This is a genomic window from Enterococcus sp. BWR-S5, assembly GCF_016745255.1.
In the GTDB taxonomy this organism is placed as follows: Bacteria; Bacillota; Bacilli; order Lactobacillales; family Enterococcaceae; genus Enterococcus_L.
Genome location: NZ_JADOEQ010000008.1, coordinates 35428 through 50893 on the forward strand (window position 1 = coordinate 35428; position 15466 = coordinate 50893).

The 15466-nt window shown below is 39.7% G+C and carries 15 protein-coding genes; 13 read left to right on the forward strand and 2 right to left on the reverse strand.

Features of this window, described 5'->3' with window-relative positions; translation table 11 throughout:
- Positions 1–59: 59 nt before the first annotated feature.
- From IW510_RS10615 to IW510_RS10630, 4 genes are all read left to right on the forward strand, one after another.
- On the forward strand, positions 60–1064 hold the full coding sequence (locus tag IW510_RS10615) for a DMT family transporter (protein WP_202059405.1): 1005 nt from the start codon (positions 60–62) through the stop codon (positions 1062–1064).
- Between the two features lie 22 nt (positions 1065–1086).
- Entirely contained in the window at positions 1087–1896 is an 810-nt protein-coding gene (gene proC, locus IW510_RS10620; protein WP_202059407.1) for a pyrroline-5-carboxylate reductase, read from the forward strand.
- Positions 1897–2050: 154 nt separating this feature from the next.
- Entirely contained in the window at positions 2051–2734 is a 684-nt protein-coding gene (locus tag IW510_RS10625; protein ID WP_202059409.1) for a response regulator transcription factor, read from the forward strand.
- Between the two features lies 1 nt (position 2735).
- Entirely contained in the window at positions 2736–3632 is an 897-nt protein-coding gene (locus IW510_RS10630) for a sensor histidine kinase (RefSeq protein ID WP_202059411.1), read from the forward strand.
- A gap of 82 nt (positions 3633–3714) precedes the next feature.
- On the opposite strand, the gene IW510_RS10635 is transcribed toward IW510_RS10630, so the two are convergent.
- Positions 3715–4479, reverse strand: a complete 765-nt coding sequence (locus IW510_RS10635) for an ABC transporter permease (protein ID WP_202059413.1) — start codon at positions 4477–4479, stop codon at positions 3715–3717.
- The gene (locus IW510_RS10640) at positions 4476–5405 is read right to left on the reverse strand and encodes an ABC transporter ATP-binding protein (protein WP_202059415.1); all 930 of its coding nucleotides are present in this window, start codon (positions 5403–5405) and stop codon (positions 4476–4478) included. Before IW510_RS10640 ends, IW510_RS10635 begins: the two co-directional genes overlap by 4 nt.
- A 387-nt stretch (positions 5406–5792) precedes the next feature.
- On the opposite strand from IW510_RS10640, the gene IW510_RS10645 reads away from it, so the two are divergent.
- The 9 genes from IW510_RS10645 to IW510_RS10685 all read left to right on the forward strand — a co-directional run bounded on the left by IW510_RS10645 (position 5793) and on the right by IW510_RS10685 (position 15418).
- Positions 5793–6839 carry a bifunctional transcriptional activator/DNA repair enzyme AdaA gene (locus IW510_RS10645; protein WP_202059417.1) on the forward strand — a complete coding sequence of 349 codons (1047 nt, stop codon included), beginning with the start codon at positions 5793–5795 and terminating at the stop codon, positions 6837–6839.
- Positions 6840–7202: 363 nt separating this feature from the next.
- Positions 7203–7784, forward strand: a complete 582-nt coding sequence (locus tag IW510_RS10650) for a polymer-forming cytoskeletal protein (RefSeq protein ID WP_202059419.1) — start codon at positions 7203–7205, stop codon at positions 7782–7784.
- Positions 7785–8441: 657 nt separating this feature from the next.
- The gene (locus tag IW510_RS10655; protein ID WP_202059421.1) at positions 8442–9365 is read left to right on the forward strand and encodes a helix-turn-helix domain-containing protein; all 924 of its coding nucleotides are present in this window, start codon (positions 8442–8444) and stop codon (positions 9363–9365) included.
- A 221-nt stretch (positions 9366–9586) separates the two neighbouring features.
- Complete coding sequence (locus IW510_RS10660) at positions 9587–10651, forward strand: ABC transporter ATP-binding protein (RefSeq protein ID WP_202059423.1); 1065 nt, start codon at positions 9587–9589, stop codon at positions 10649–10651.
- Positions 10652–10674: 23 nt separating this feature from the next.
- Complete coding sequence (locus tag IW510_RS10665; RefSeq protein WP_202059425.1) at positions 10675–11961, forward strand: ABC transporter substrate-binding protein; 1287 nt, start codon at positions 10675–10677, stop codon at positions 11959–11961.
- A complete protein-coding gene (locus tag IW510_RS10670) occupies positions 11951–12823 on the forward strand; it encodes a carbohydrate ABC transporter permease (protein WP_202059428.1) in 873 nt (290 codons plus the stop codon). Before IW510_RS10665 ends, IW510_RS10670 begins: the two co-directional genes overlap by 11 nt.
- Complete coding sequence (locus IW510_RS10675) at positions 12820–13641, forward strand: carbohydrate ABC transporter permease (protein WP_202059430.1); 822 nt, start codon at positions 12820–12822, stop codon at positions 13639–13641. Before IW510_RS10670 ends, IW510_RS10675 begins: the two co-directional genes overlap by 4 nt.
- On the forward strand, positions 13638–14591 hold the full coding sequence (locus tag IW510_RS10680) for a prenyltransferase (protein WP_202059432.1): 954 nt from the start codon (positions 13638–13640) through the stop codon (positions 14589–14591). The genes IW510_RS10675 and IW510_RS10680 overlap by 4 nt, the downstream gene beginning before the upstream one ends.
- Positions 14588–15418, forward strand: coding sequence for an ABC transporter substrate-binding protein (locus IW510_RS10685; RefSeq protein WP_202059434.1), 831 nt, complete (start codon positions 14588–14590; stop codon positions 15416–15418). Before IW510_RS10680 ends, IW510_RS10685 begins: the two co-directional genes overlap by 4 nt.
- Positions 15419–15466: the final 48 nt, after the last annotated feature.

Genomic DNA, 15466 nt, shown 5'->3' on the forward strand with positions numbered 1-15466 from the left:
TGGTTGATGATTTTACAGTAATGAGATAAGACACTTTTGTGGAGGGAGAAATTAATACAATGGACACAACAACACATAAAAAAATTCCAAGTAAAATGGTCATTACTATCGCAGCTATCGTAACAAATGTCATTTGGGGAACACCGTTTAAGCTGATCAAAATTATGAATGATGAGATGGGTATTTCCAGAGATGCGCTAGGAGAGAATTATTTAGGACAGGTACTGACGACCATCAGCATTCGCTTTTTTATTGCCGGAATCATGACACTTATTTTTGCCATGTTCATTAAGCAGGATATTTTTAAAGTGACAAAGACCCAATGGAAAGAGGTCGTGATTATGGGGCTGCTTTCAACTACTGCGGCTTACTTCTTTTTCAATATCGGGAATGTAAATATTTCGTCTACGATTAATTCGACGATTTTGGCGCAGTCGACTATTTTTTTCGCAGCAATTTTAGCTCATTTTGCCTATAAGAATGACAAGCTGACGCTGCCAAAAGTCGTTGCATTAGTTATCGGGTTTGCTGGATTGATTATTTCGCAACTGACGGGTGGAACAACGATTAATGATATGTTCCAGTTTGCGGTTACAGGCGAAGGCTTTATGCTGATGTATGGTTTAATCGCAGCATTAGCCACGATGCTTGCCAAAAAAATAGGTTCTACACTAAACTCGTTTGTCATGACAGGCTGGAATTTGATTATTGGTGCAGTTGTATTATGTATCATCGGCTTGTTCATGGGCGGCACGTTTTCTTTTATTCACTGGACACCTTTGGGAATTATTCTTTTGTTTATTCTGGCAGCTGCTTCAGCGATTCCGTTTAGTCTCTGGTACTGGTGTGCGCAATATGCTAATCTAGGAGAGATTACTGTTTATAAATTTATCATGCCTATTTCGGGTAGTTTACTGGCAGTTCTTTTGGGTGAACGTTTCACTCTGCCATTGGCTGTAGGTCTGGTTCTGGTTTGTCTATCCATTATCATGATTAATCGACCTCCGAAATTCTTAGAGGGATTGTCAGGTGTGAATAGCCAAAAGAGTGAGTCAGCTAAATAATTTTTTTGAAAGGAAGTTTTTTATGAAAATTGGATTTATCGGGACAGGAAATATGGCAGGAGCAATTATACAAGGAATTGTTGCCAATAAATTTGTTGAAGGAACAGATATCTATTTGTTTGATGTTTTAACGGATAAAGTAGAAACACTTGCTAAGGAAATAAACGGTCATGCGTGCTCCTCTGCTGCGGCTGTTATTGAGGAAGTAGACGCAGTTGTTCTTTCTGTGAAGCCTGCAATCATTCAGCATGTAGTAGAAGAAACGAAACTGCTGCTGGCTGAGAAAAAAACTTTGTTGATTTCCATTGCAGCAGGTACGACACTTGCCAAGCTTGATAAACTTGTAGATGCTGAAGGGATGCCCATCATTCGAGTAATGCCGAATGTGAATGCTATGATTGGAACTGGAGCCGCCGCCGTAGCAGGGAATCTATATGCTTCAAAAGAGCAAGTACAATATGTCATTGACATGTTTAGTGCTATTGGTAAAGCTTGGGAGGTAGAAGAAAAAGATTTTTCAGCCTATACAGCTTTAGCAGGCAGTTCTCCTGCCTATGCGTATCTCTTTATTGACAGTCTAGCTCGTGCAGGAGTCAAGCATGGACTGACGAAGGACAAGGCGTTGGAATATGCGGCACAGGCTGTTTTAGGCAGTGCTGAGATGATTATGGAATCCTCAGAAAATCCGTGGACCTTGATTGATCGTGTATGTTCACCGGGGGGCACTACAGTAGCCGGTTTGCTTGCTTTGGAAGAAGAAGCATTTATTGCGACAATCGTAAAAGGGATTGATGCAACCATTGCCCGCGACAAAGAAATGGAACAGCTTTAGAAATATTACTGGATTAAGTGAAATGAAATAGCGAGTCTCAACAAAAATCACTTCTATTTGTTGAGGCTCTTTGAGTTCTCCGGCAAACCTTGACTTGCAATCGTTGGAAATGCTAGTCTTAAATAGAGAAAAATGGCGGGAGTGAGTAAAAAGGATGAAGCATGTATTAATTGTTGAAGATGATGAAAATATTTGTCAGCTGCTGCGTCATTTATTTCAGGAAAAATATCGACTGACGATTGTCCAATCAGGAACAGAAGCAGTGATTCAAATTTCTGAGCAATTGTTTGATTTGGTTATTTTAGATTTGATGCTGCCGGGAGTGACCGGTGAAAGTGTACTGAAAATGATTAAGAAGGAATCGACGGTTCCGGTGATTATTATGACTGCTGTCAATGATAAAAAGAAGACCGTGGAGCTGTTGAAGGAAGGTGCTGCTGACTATGTGACGAAGCCCTTTGATATTGATGAGCTGGAAGCACGTGTGGAGGTTCAGCTGAGAAATAGTATGGGAAATACACCGCAAATAGAAGCATTGACCTTCAAGCATTTATCCTTAAATATTGAAAATTATGAAGTGACAGTCCAAAATGAAAAAATTGATATTTCACATAAAGAGTATCAATTGCTTGAACTACTTTTGAGCTATCCTAATAAAATCTATTCCAAGGCGAATCTATATGAGCGGATATGGGGAGATTCCTATATTGGCGGAGAGAATACGGTAAACGTTCATATCAGCACACTCAGAAAAAAGCTGAAAGAGGCTGATCCTGAAAATGAATACATTGAGACAGTCTGGGGAATGGGGATACGTCTGGCAAAGGGGGAGGAATGATATGCTGCCATTTATTTTAGGTGGATTGCTGCTGTTTTTAGTTATATATCTTCTTTTTCTATTGCTTGATTTAAGAGAAATCATCCACCAACTGACGTATATCGTGACAGAAGAAACCAACGCTGAACTGGTTTCCACCTCTAAGATATCGTTAATTCGCCGGCTTTTAGATGAAAATAATCGGTTAATTCGAAAAAATAAGCGGTATTATCAAGAACAACGGAAAAAGGAGAAACAGCTTCATCAGCTTTTATCGAACTTAACCCATGATTTAAAAACCCCATTGACGGTTTCATCCGGCTACACTCAGCTTTTATTAAAGGACCCTGATTTGGTTGAGAAACAAGACATGCTAAAAAAGGTTGATACCAGCTTGGCTTCGATTTCTCATTATCTGGGCTACTTGATGGAGTATAACTTGATTCAGGAAAAAGGTGTAGCCCTAGAGCTAGAACAATTGAATGTATCTGAGCTGTTGCGGGAAAATCTGTTTACTTTTTATGAAGAGTTTCAGGAAAAAGAGATGATGTTAGAGATTGACATTATAGAGGAGGCTTTAGTAATCTCCGATCGAACGGTCCTTCAACGGATATTTCAAAATGTATTGGGAAATATGCTGAAGCATGGTTATCAATATTCGGAGGTTAAAATGTATAAGGAAGAAGAGTCGTTAATGCTTTGTTTTACCAACGGCTTGAAGCATCCGATTACTGATCCTCAACAGTTGTTTCAACGCTTTCTAACAGAAGACGTATCTAGGTCAAATAAGAGTACGGGGTTGGGACTCCATATTGTGAAGGAGCTAGTAGAACTTGTAGATGGAGAAATCCGGTTATCTGCTGATGAAGGCAGCTTTGAATTAATAATCAAGCTAAAAAATAGTCTGGGACATATATAAATGCCCAAACGTTCAGTGTGCCTATATCTGAATCTGAAAAAAGGAAGGTCAGAAGCTGCTTCTGACCTTCCTTTTTTTAGTTTTAAAGTTCTTTCTGACGAATCACCAGAGAGCTTCCTACTAAGGATAAGACAATCACAATCAAGCTGACTGCTGCGTAAGGAAGTAGTTCATTAATGGTAAGCGCTCCGACGCCGATTTGTTGAACAAGACCAAAGAAATCGAAATATTTTATTCCATCGAACTCCGTCATCATCGCAATGATTTGAATCGCTAATGGATAAATAACGACAAAGACAGAAGAAAGAACCAGACTGTTAGTGCTAACTAGAATGAGTGAGGCCAAGCTGAATATCACACTGATAATCAGGCTGACACCAAGAGACAGCACCAAAGTATTCCATAGAAAGGGAACGAGGTCAGTGTCACCGAGTCCGTATTTATTTGCCGCCACAATTGCTGCTCCACCAAAATAAAGAATCGTTGCGATGAAAAAGAAAAGCAGCTGAATCAAATACTTGGAAAGCACAAAGGTTAGGCGGGTAACGCCGGCTGTCAGACTATTTTTATAGGTGCGTTGTGAAAATTCATACCCAAAAAGAATGACGAACAATCCAATTAAGAAGTAAACAAGAAACGCGCTGGAGAAAGAGGCATATTGAACGGCCATCTTCAAGTTCCATTGAATTGCTGCGGCATCAAGTGTGTCCTCAACATTCACACCAACACTCCCTACGGATTGCGAAGTGACGATGAGGGCTGCATAAGCCACCATCAACACCATTGTGATATAGAAGCCTTTTGTACGTAATAGGCGATAAAAATCTGCTTTAATCAATCGAATCATTCTTCTGCACCTCCAATTTCCTTCACTAGATTTGTATAGTAGTTCTCTAAGCTGACTTCCTTTTTACCGATAAAAGAAACATCGATGTTGTTTGTCACTAGTACGCGGTTGATGACTGGAATTGCCAAACTACTGTCATGAATACGCAGCTCCTGCTCATTAATAGCAGTAAAATCTTTTGTGATGTGCTCTCTTACAATGACAGAAGCCAGATTGATATCATTGACATGAATAATGATATCTTCAGTACAAAGCGCGTCAAAATCAATTTTTGTGATTTCCTGTATCATTTCACCCTTGTGAATGAAGCCAAAGCGTGTAGAGACATGATAGAGCTCAGTTAAAATATGACTGGAAATCAAAATGGTTGTGTTGCGCTCACGGTTGATCTTTTCCAACAGCTCTCTGAACTCGATAATTGCAATGGGATCAAGTCCGTTAATTGGTTCATCAAGAATTAAGAAATCAGGATTGTTTACTAAAGCCATAGCAATCCCTAATCGCTGTTTCATTCCCAAAGAAAAATTCCTAAATTTCTTTTTTCCGGTATCTGCCAGATTAACGAATTGGAGCATTTCTTTGATAACAGAATAATCATGAATCCCTTTTTGAATACAAATGATTTTCATATTTTCATAAGCAGATAATTTGCTGTAGGCAACGGGTTCTTCGATGACTGCACCAATCCGTTGCAAAGCTTGAGTATAGCTGCTTTTCTTTTTACTTTGACCAAGTAAAACGATGTCCCCATCTGTTTCTTTGGATAAATCTGTAATTAGCTTCATGATGGTTGTTTTACCTGAACCATTTCGTCCAATCAAACCATAAATATCGCCCCGTTTTACTTCTAAAGAAACATGATTAAGTGCTTGTTCCTTACCAAAGCTTTTGGATACATTTGTTAAAGTTAATATTGCTTCGTTCATTCTTTGTCACTCCTTTTCTTTACATTCCTTACTATACCAGCAGATTATTAAGTGGTCTCTTAATCATTTCTTAAATAACTCTTAAATCGATTGATGTTTAGAATACGTTTGAAAAATTCAGTAGTGATATTCTCTATCATTTTTAGTTTTCAACGAGATAATTACTGATGCAAATGCAATATAGCCTTCCTTCTCTTTCTTGATTGCCGCAACAAGCTTTGAAAAAATTACCTGCTGCCATAGCTTCAGATAGTTATCAGCTCTCTTCGATGAAAGAAAAAATTCGCTGTTCATTTTTCGAATGCATGAATTGGCAGAAGACGCTATAATCAAAGTGAAATAAAGCTGTTGGAAAAAAATTGCTTTAATAGGACAGGAGAGACTAAGATGATTACTGATAAAAAATTGAAACAGGTCTATTATCAAGCGCTGCTTGAACGAAATACAGAATACGATGGCATTTTCTTTGCGGGAATCAAGACCACAGGTGTTTTCTGCCATGCAACCTGTCCGGCAAGAAAACCGAAGTATGACCATTGTACCTTTTATGAAACGGCAGAGGAAGCACTGCTTTCCGGATATAGACCATGCAAGCGTTGCAAACCGTTGTCGTATCCTCGCTCAATACCTGAGACCGTTCAGCGAATGGTGGAGCTGGTAGAAGCTGAGCCGGAAAAGCGATGGAGCGACAAGGATTTTTCGGATTTAGGTATCCACTCAGCAACTGCAAGAAGACAGTTCAAAAAGGTATACGGGATGACCTTCGTACAATTTGCCAGGGCAAGGAGGATGGGGATTGCAATGAAAACAATTAAGAATGGTGAAAAAATTATTGATACACAGCTGGATGCCGGCTATGATTCATCTAGCGGTTTTCATGATGCCTTTACGAAAATCATGGGTAGAAAGCCGCTGCAATCGAAAGACTTAAAAATTCTGTATGCTGATTGGATTGATACGGAATTGGGTCCGATGATGAGTGTGGCAGATGATACGTATTTGTATTTATTGGAGTTTGTTGATCGTCGTGGACTGGAACGGGAAATTGAACGGCTTCGTAATCGCCTGAATGCACAGATTATACCGGGTAAAACAGTGATTTCCGAGCAAATAAAGGAGGAGCTGCATCGTTACTTTTCGAATGAATTGACAACGTTCAAAACACCTTTTCTTCTTATTGGTTCTGATTTTCAAAAGAGTGTCTGGAATCAGCTGCTGCAAATAGAGTCTGGAGAAACCTCTTCCTATAAAGAGTTGGGAACCAAGCTGAATCGTCCGAATGCTTCAAGGGCTATTGGCAATGCCAATGGTGCCAATCAGCTGGCGATTATCGTTCCTTGTCATCGTGTGATTCAATCTAATGGCTCATTAGGCGGCTATGGCGGTGGGCTGGAAAGAAAACAATGGCTGTTGAACCATGAGAAAAATGGTTGAAAGGGTAAAAGAAATAAAGTAAGGGCAATCTGTTGATGAAGTGGGACTTTCTTAAAAAAGTTCAAAATTTCATTTGTAATACCTCATTTCTTTGTGAATATAAAAATGAGAAAGCTTTTTAAAGAAGAGAGAAGCTAAAATAACATCGTTCAATTGAAGTACCACTATTTTGGCTTCTGAAAAATGATTCAACTGTCGTCTGTTAATCAAGAGGAGGTTTGTTATGAGAAAGAAACGGGAAAATCTCTTTTATTTCTCATGATAATCCGCTTTCATCACAAAGCATTTGAAAATGCAAATCTTTGTCAAAATTTTTGCTTCCATGGTATACTTTCCACGATTAAAGAAAGGGAGAGATATTTTATGGTATCAAAAAAATTGGCATTATTAGGATTAACAGCAGTAACAACTTTAGTATTGGGCGCTTGTGGTGCCGACAATAAAGACACAGCAAGCAGCTCTTCTTCTTCATCAACTGAAATGAGTACTGCTGCCAGCAGCACAGCAGATGTTGTATCTACAGCTTCTGTAAGTGATGATCCCGCAGTTTTAGAAACAGCTTTATCTGCTGACGGTAACTGGATTGTTGCTGCAACAAAAGACGTAACCTTCACAAATGATATTACTGTTGCAGGTGAATTCCATGACAAAGGCGACGACAGCAGCGACATTTACAGAAAATTAGCATTGTATTCTCAAGATGCGGATCGTAATGTAACCGCTGAGTACACAATCACAGTTCCTACATTAACAGTTGAATCTGAAAACTTTAACATCGTTCACGGTACTGTTAAAGGAGATATCGTTGTTAAGGCAAATGGTTTTGTATTAGATGGATCAAAAGTTGAAGGTAATGTAACCTTTGAAAAACAAGAATACCAAGATTCAGCAACACTTGATAAAGATGGCGCATCTGTTACCGGTGAAGTAACTGTTAGCGAATAATCTTCATAACTGAAAGAGTACGGAAAAGAAACGCCGTTTATTCAGTTTAAGAAAGCCTAGGGCAATTGTCCTAGGCTTTTTGGTTACCCAAAATTGGATGGTAGACGAGTATAAGAAGATAGCCAGCTTCCTTAAGTTCATTTGCTTCAGCATTGAAAAATGACTTCTTAAAGTTATATAGTTTTTTCATTTTGATTTTATATTTTTAAAGCGCTTTATAAAACGGTGGAAATCATAATTTACATATAGTTTATCAATTTTGTTTAAAAGTTTTAGTTTTCGTAGTAAAAAACATATTAAATTGTCTAATTAGAATTGTTATCAACTTGTCTTTTTGTTATAATAAGCTAATCAAATTTCTGATGTGTTATTTTTGTTATCACTTTTTTTGATTCTCCACAGAGGGATATTCCGGAGTTCGCGACTACCAATAAAGGAATAGGTGGAAAAAACTTCATCAGTTGTACAACAGCAGATGATTTGGTGATGTTGGTTACTTTATGAAAATGTACCGGCAGTTATTATTTATTGACTTTATACTGAAATGAATAGTTACTTTTTCTAGTCAGTGTACTGGGAGGAAGTGATGATTATCCGTGTATTTAGTCGTTATTTTTTGAATGTTGATTTATAACGCCGATGAATAGGAGGAGTAGGATGAATATTGGAGAGACTCTGAAATTCATTAGAAAGAATAAGAAACAAACGCAGAGAGAGATATCTAAAGGGTATCTTGATCGAACGACCTATTCAAGGATTGAGAATGATGAACGATCGGTTCGAATCAATGACTTACAGGGCGTGTTAAATAAGATGTCTGTGAATGTTCATGAATTTTTTACCTTTGCTAAGTTTGACTTGGAACAGCAACAGTTTAAGGAGTTATTCGATGCTTGTAAAGAGCAGCCGGAACATGAACGACTAAAAAAACAGTTGCTTACGTACTACAAAAAACTAGCTGCGAAGCCTACTAAAAATTTACGAGAGCATTCGAACCAGCTGGCGATAAAAAATTATTTCCATCATTATTGGAAGGAAATTCCTGAAATTAATGCGAGTGATAGTGAAATGGTTTATCGAGTACTGGCTAAGAAAAATTACTATTTTCAATATGATTATATTTTGCTTGCAAATATGATTCCCTATTTTTCAGAACAGCAGGCAAGTATCTTGATAAAAAGAGCTATCCCTATCAAAGATGAAGAGCAGAGAGATGAAATCACGAAGAACAATGCCTTTAACGCATTGTTGAACCTCATTCATGTCCGAATATATGAGGGAGAATGGCTAATCGTAAAGAAATACGTAAAGCTGGCTAAAAGACAGCCGGGGTTTTTGAAAAGCTACAAGCATCGACTGGATCTTTATTATTTTGATAGTTTATTTACTTATCTCCTTACAAAGGACCCCAAAGCACTTGAAAAAACGCAATTATTTATAAAAGTAACAGAAGATATTGGTGATAAAAATAAAGCAGATGCTATGAAAGAAGAAGTGGCGCTGCTTAGTCAAAATTTAGGCGAAAATGCTGCTGCAAAAGCTGTGAACCGAAAACCAACTAATTTAATCAAAGAAGGGTAATCCTTGAACCCTGACTTTCCCGAAGACAAAACTGCCTTTGGATAGTCAGGGCCGGAGTACCCTTTTTATTTTATGGGGAATTGAAACCGAAAAAGCTTCTCATATTGCCCTCATTTAACTATGAGAATCGCAGAAGATATTTTGACATTTCCGTAGAGTAATAGTACCCTAATAGGGGCTTTGTTAGAGTTTTCACGAGTGAGAAGGAAAGGAGTCAGCCATTGGCCTATATAGAGCTTCAAGCACTTTCAAAACAATACCCTGACAAAAAGCAATGGGCATTGAAGGAATTTCAGCTTTCAATCGAAAAAGGTGAATTTATTGCAATTGTTGGACCAAGCGGCAGTGGTAAATCAACGCTATTGAATCTGCTGACCGGCTTTGAAAAGGTGACAGCGGGACAGTTCATACTCGATAACGAGGAGTTGACGAAGGCTTCACCAAAAAATCGAAATATTGCGATGGTCTTTCAGGAATATGCTCTTTTTCCGCATATGACAGTCGAAGAAAATATTACTTTTGGTATGAAAGTGCGTAAAGAAGAAAAGCAGATAATTGAGAGTAAGCTGCACTGGGCATCAGAACAGCTTGAACTGGATGGACTTTTACAGGAAAAACCTAAAAATCTTTCGGGCGGACAGCGCCAACGTGTCGCCTTGGCAAGAGCAATTGTTAGAGAGCCTAAATTATTTTTACTGGATGAGCCATTATCCAATTTAGATGCCAAATTACGAGAGCAAACAGGCGCATTGATTCGTCGTGTTCATGATGAACTAAAGGCAACCACTATTTTTGTCACCCATGCTCAGGATGAGGCGATGACATTGGCAGACCGAGTAGTTGTCTTAAAGGATGGACAAATTCAGCAAATTGGAACACCGCGTGACATTTATGAGTCACCAATCAACCTGTTTACTGCAAGCTTCATCGGACGACCTGAAATCAATCAATTAAGCGGAGAAATTCTCGCTGATGGTTCCATAATCGTTGCATCGGAGAAGCTTGGTTCAATTGACTACTCCGGTGATGATAAACAGGTGATTGTTGCGATACGAAGCGAGGATATCCAGTTATCTGATAATAAGAGCAATCAGAAGGGAACAGTCCGTGAGGTTCGCTATATGGGAAGTGATCAGCTGCTTTCTATAAAATGGAAAGAAGAGACTCTGACACTCAGAGCTGCAGCACATGCAGAAATTGTGGTAGGACAAGAAGTAAATTTTGTGGTGAATCAAAATAAGCTGCTTATTTTCAACAATAAGGAGCAACAATTACGTATAGAATAACCGAAGAACATGGAGGAAATGAAATGAAGAAGTTTTTATCTGCTGCAACGATACTAGGGGTAAGCTTGGTATTAGGTGCGTGTAACACAAAGGAAGAGGCGAAAGAAAATAACAAGGAAACGGTAAGCGGTGAAATCACTGTTGTAACCAACCGAGTAGATGCTGACGAGCTATATGAGAAAATCGAAACGGCATTTAAAGAAAAATATCCGGAAGTAACAGATATCAAATGGGAAGCCTCCGGTACAGATTACGATCAATATATCGCAACAAGGATGAATACGACTGACTATGGTGATGTGGTTTTTATTCCATTTTCAATGGCGGGTACACCAGATGAATACAGTAAGTATTTTGACTCTTTAGGCACGGTTGAAGCGATGGAAAAGGACTATATCGATGTGACAGAAGCAGACTATGACGGAACAGTTTACGGACTGCCAACAGTCTTGAATTCTTTGGGGCTGATTTATAATCAGGAAGTGTTTGATGAAGCTGGAATCAAAGAACTGCCGACTTCGACAGACGAACTGATTGCTGCGGCGAAGCAAATTAAGGAAAAAACCGGAGCAATTCCGTTCTATACAAACTATCAACGATTAGCTGTATGGGCCGGAGCATTGTCTTCCTATGGCGGAGAAGACTTTAAATCTGCCACTTTGGAAAAAGGAACAGCATTTGAAGAAGGTCAGCCAATCCGTGAGGTAATGGATTTAATCTATGAGCTGTCTGCTAACGGATTGATTGAGCCTGATCCTGTGACTCTTGAAGGTCAGCAGGCGCAGCAGCAGCTGGCTGATGGAAAGATTGCTATGCTGATGAGCGGTTCTCAGGATGTGGCACCGATTCAAGCCTTGACAGAAACGAAGGATACAATCAAGATTATGCCTTTCCCTGTACTGCTTGATGGTAAAACCAGTTTGGCGTTAGGAGCACCATCGGTTATTGGGATTAACAAAAACACTAAAAATGAAGCAACTGCAAAAGCTTTCTTAGAGTTCTTCATCTCTCCTGAGAGCGGGTTTGCAGAAGATATGGGCGGTATGACACCGGTTAAGGCTGAACTGAATGCAGAAGAAAAAACACTTGTTGAAGAAAACAATGTGATTTTGACAGCACCAGCTGCGTCAGCTGAGGTAGACACGACTTATTCTGCTATTGCCAATGAAGCAGGTGTCGCACGATTGACGGATGCGCTGCAGAAGGTTGTTAATATTGGGCTGTATCCCGATCAAAACGAAAGCTATGAAGACTATGTAAACAGTCTGGAAGCTAAGTGGGAAACAGCAGCTAAGAACCATGAGGAATAAACTGACACATGAGGAGAAGAGAATTGTTTTTCTCTTTCTCCTTTTTCCGGTTATATTGATGATTCTTTTTGGCTTGCTGCCGATTCTCATGCTTATTTATAATAGCTTTACAGATTGGGACGGACTGTCTGCCGAGAAAAATTTTGTCGGCTTTGCCAATTATGTAAAAATCATTCAGAATCCCACTTACTTTGCAGCCTTCAAAAACAATCTCTATTACTTGGCCTCAGGCATATTGCAGATTGTGTTGGCATTGTTGCTGGCGGTAATTTTGGCAATGAAGACAAGAGGCAAAACCTTTTTTAAAGCAGTCTTTGTTTTTCCGATTATGATTAGCGGTGTTGCTGTTTCCATGATTTTTCGTCTTTTTTTTGAGCCTGATGGGTCGTTCGATCAGCTGCTGCAATTTTTGCATTTGGGTGAGTGGTCCCGCTACTGGCTTGGTGACCCTCGGCTGGTCAACTTCACATTGGCGTTCATTTCACTGTGGCGCCATTTAGGAACGAGCTTTCTGTTGTATTTTTCTGCAATTCAAAGCATTCCGCCGGTTTATTATCGGGTGGCAGAACTGGAAGGAGCCGGCTTCTGGCAGCAGCTGCGTTGGATTATCCTGCCAAACATTCGCACGGTATTAAAGCTGAACTTTGTTCTATTAACAATTGGTGCGGTGTCTGCTTTCGAGATTCCATTGATTATGACTAATGGCTCGAACGGAACGATGACTTTTTTACTTCAAACGATGAAAACAGCCTTTGACCAGAAGCTAGTTGGACTGGGCTCAGCAATGGCGGTCGTGATGACCTTGATTATTATTTTACTTAGTAGTATTCAGCAAAAATTTCAACAGGAGGAAAAGGGATGAGGCGAGCAATTGGTACTTTTTCAAAATACATTCTTTTATTTTTATGGTTGTTTATTTGCCTGTATCCTTTGCTCATTGTTCTATTTGGTTCGTTTAAAAGCTATGAAGAATTTAACGCCAGTGCAGGTCTTGCTTTTCCTAAGCAGTTGGATTTTTCAAATTATCAGCAGGCGTTTCAGCAAGGAAAAATTGCTTCAGGATTTATTAACACATTTATCTTGGTTTTCTTTGGGGTGATTGGCAGTGTGCTCATTGGTTCAATGACGGCGTATATTTTGAATCGTTTTGAGTTTCCTTTTAAAAAGTGGTTGATAGGAGGCTACTTTTTATTGTCGATGGTGCCGATGGTCGTCTCGCAGATTTCGACCTTCAAAATTATCGTTGCGTTAGGCTGGTACGATAAGCTGATTGCACCGATTATCATTTATTTAGGCGCTGACGTTGTGATGATTTTTATCTATTTGCAGATGTACGAGAAGATTCCTCGAGAACTAGATAAGGCCGCAATTTTAGAAGGAGCGAGTTTTTTTCAAGTGTATTGGAAGATACTCTTTCCTTTGCTTTCTCCTGCAACGGCAACTGTAAGTATGTTGAAAATGATTAGTATCTATAATGATTTTTACTTGCCGTTCCTGTACCTTCCGGGGGAGAAGCACGGAACGGTGGCTACTTCTTTGTATCGATTTATTGGTCCCAATCAGACCAATTGGCAGGTTATCTGTGCGCTGATTGTGATTAGTATTCTACCGATGCTGTTATTTTATCTTGTATTGCAAAAATATATTTATAATGGATTGGCCGGAGGTGTTAAAGGATGATACAGGAAACATTCACTTACTTAAGAGGCTTTGCCAAGCGCAGCTATTCAGTGATGGAGATTCGCACTGGTTTTGCAACCGGTCTGCCAGTGTTAAGCGGCGGCTTATTCGGAGCTTGCCTGACTGGAAATGTCAAAGTGGTTGAACTGCTTTTATTTACGATTGCCGGCTTCTGTTTTAATATCATCGCAAATACGGCGAATGAGATGAGGGCGTATCTGGCAAATGAAGAAAATGAAGAGACCTTTACAGGTCACAAGGGGAGCGAAGGCTTGGTTCGTGGCGATGCCCGTTTCATCGATGCGGTTCTGATTCTGCTGTTGATGCTGGCTATCGGAGGAGGCAGCGGTCTGCTGCTGGTCTGGCTGACTAAAAGCTTCTGGTTGTTTTTCTGGGGCTGCTTATCTGTTGTGGCGGCAGTGACGTATTCTTTGGGTCCAAAGCCTTACTTGCTATATCCTGTTACGGAACTGGTTTCCGGCTTCTTTGTCGGTGGCTTGAGCTGTTACTTATCTGCTTACGTACAGACTGGCTACAATAGCTGGGCGCTTGTCTGCTATAGCTTCATCGCCATGATTTTTACTATCTTTTTAATGTCAACCAACAACATTGGGGATTATAAAAAGGATATGGGGGTTCGTGTTACACTCCCGCATGTAATAGGTTTCCGTAACGCCATTTTATTGCTGATTCCGGAAGCGGTAGCGATGGTGCTTGCTTGGACAGGATTGTTACTTCTGCAAGTCATTCCATGGTGGCAATATTTAATTGGCTGCTTCATTTTTTATCGCCAAGGCTATGTTAAGTGGTACAAGGATTATTATCACATTCAAGAGGTTTATCCGGAAATGGGGCGGGAATACGGACCGAGACCGTTGTTGCTGATTTACCATTTTCATGGCTGGATGAGCCTGATATTTATTATCCGATTGTTAGGAGAGAGAGGATGACAATGATTCGATTATATCAAAATAAAGTAAATCCGTTAGTTTTACCGGTGATTCTGGCTGATCGTTTGGGCTATTTTGAACGCTATCAGGTGCCTGTTGATCTGGAGCTTTCCGAAACCTTTCAATTTCATTCGAACAAAAGCTTTACCGGAAATAATGTGGATGCTGTGATGGGGGATTTGACCTTCTTCTTCGATTATCTGAATCAGGGGAAAGAAGCAATTGTCACTTCTACTCTAACCCGAACAATTAAGCTAGTCGGTTACCCCAAAGCAGCTGAGAAAAAGGGAATCCGTGTCGGTGCAGCGACGAAAGGACTATTTCCATTTTTCTTGGATAACGATTTAATGGGGAAGTTTGATACGCCGAAAATCAGTTGGATTGATAATACCTTTGACCGAATCGACGCATTGAGGAAAAAAGAAATCGATGCGTTGGTTGCTATTGAACCCTTTATTTATCAGACGATGAAGGAGCTGCCTGTTGAGGTACTCTGGGATTCCAGGCAAAGTGATAAGACAATGGTCATGTGGTGCTTTGATAAAGCATTCTATTTAGAAAATCAAGAGCTGGTGAAAAACTATCACTTGGCGCTGGAAGCCGCGGCGGCTGATTTCAATCAGTTATCCCCGGAAGAAAAAGTCAGGACCTGTATAGAAATTGCCGAATACACAGAAGAAGCAGCACATGAAATGGCGCATTTTTTATTTGAACCACAACAGAATTATTCAGCAAGAGATTTTCAACTGCTGGCTGATTGGCTGTTGGCGCACGGTAAACTGAACCAACCGATTTCTGCCGCAGACTATATCGCGGATGTCTTTTAATTGACTCATTTTATGGATACGGCAAAGTTTTCCTTGAAAAATAAAAAA

Coding starts and splice junctions, on each gene's coding strand:
- IW510_RS10615 (WP_202059405.1), top strand. CDS start 60: ATGGACACAACAACACATAAAAAAATTCCAAGTAAAATGGTCATTACT.
- IW510_RS10665 (WP_202059425.1), top strand. CDS start 10,675: ATGAAGAAGTTTTTATCTGCTGCAACGATACTAGGGGTAAGCTTGGTA.
- IW510_RS10685 (WP_202059434.1), top strand. CDS start 14,588: ATGACAATGATTCGATTATATCAAAATAAAGTAAATCCGTTAGTTTTA.
- IW510_RS10675 (WP_202059430.1), top strand. CDS start 12,820: ATGAGGCGAGCAATTGGTACTTTTTCAAAATACATTCTTTTATTTTTA.
- IW510_RS10625 (WP_202059409.1), top strand. CDS start 2,051: ATGAAGCATGTATTAATTGTTGAAGATGATGAAAATATTTGTCAGCTG.
- proC (WP_202059407.1), top strand. CDS start 1,087: ATGAAAATTGGATTTATCGGGACAGGAAATATGGCAGGAGCAATTATA.
- IW510_RS10655 (WP_202059421.1), top strand. CDS start 8,442: ATGAATATTGGAGAGACTCTGAAATTCATTAGAAAGAATAAGAAACAA.
- IW510_RS10640 (WP_202059415.1), bottom strand. CDS start 5,405: ATGAACGAAGCAATATTAACTTTAACAAATGTATCCAAAAGCTTTGGT.
- IW510_RS10635 (WP_202059413.1), bottom strand. CDS start 4,479: ATGATTCGATTGATTAAAGCAGATTTTTATCGCCTATTACGTACAAAA.
- IW510_RS10630 (WP_202059411.1), top strand. CDS start 2,736: ATGCTGCCATTTATTTTAGGTGGATTGCTGCTGTTTTTAGTTATATAT.
- IW510_RS10650 (WP_202059419.1), top strand. CDS start 7,203: ATGGTATCAAAAAAATTGGCATTATTAGGATTAACAGCAGTAACAACT.
- IW510_RS10670 (WP_202059428.1), top strand. CDS start 11,951: ATGAGGAATAAACTGACACATGAGGAGAAGAGAATTGTTTTTCTCTTT.
- IW510_RS10680 (WP_202059432.1), top strand. CDS start 13,638: ATGATACAGGAAACATTCACTTACTTAAGAGGCTTTGCCAAGCGCAGC.
- IW510_RS10645 (WP_202059417.1), top strand. CDS start 5,793: ATGATTACTGATAAAAAATTGAAACAGGTCTATTATCAAGCGCTGCTT.